The organism is Microtetraspora sp. AC03309 (assembly GCF_020826795.1).
In the GTDB taxonomy this organism is placed as follows: domain Bacteria; phylum Actinomycetota; class Actinomycetes; order Streptosporangiales; family Streptosporangiaceae; genus Microtetraspora; species Microtetraspora glauca.
Genome location: NZ_JADDIL010000561.1, coordinates 1 through 421, shown reverse-complemented (window position 1 = coordinate 421; position 421 = coordinate 1). Strand labels below are relative to the sequence as shown.

Here is a 421-nt window from a genome sequence, read left to right as displayed (position 1 = left end):
GTCGGTAACCTGCCCGGTGTCAGGGTCGACTGCGATCGCGTCGGCACGGGTAGGCCAATCACGTTTACGCTCAGCCACTTTCCACGCTTGTTCGGCTGCTTGACCAGTCCCGGCGGGCGGGTACATCCACATCGGGCCGCGCAGCCCGGCCTGTTCGGCGGCCCGCAGCACGGTATCGATACCCCGCAGCTCGGACTGGCCGCCGCCATGGTGACCGTGGTGCGCCGCCTGGGCGGCCGCAGCGCCGGACAACGAGGTGTCCACGCTGGGCGCCGTGGTGTTCAGCCGCGCCTGGATGCCGTTGACCGTCTCGCCGCCGTAACGGGACCAGGTGATTCCCGATACCGACAACGCCAGCAGGACCGCCACAATCCACACGCCGACCGCGCCGTGCCAGGACAGGGTGCGCCGGCGGCCCGAG

The 421-nt window shown here is 70.3% G+C and carries 1 protein-coding gene; it reads right to left on the bottom strand.

Annotated elements, in window-relative coordinates:
* Nucleotides 1–421: PepSY-associated TM helix domain-containing protein (locus tag IMZ11_RS44360; protein WP_228649785.1), on the bottom strand; the 421-nt coding region annotated here is incomplete at both ends.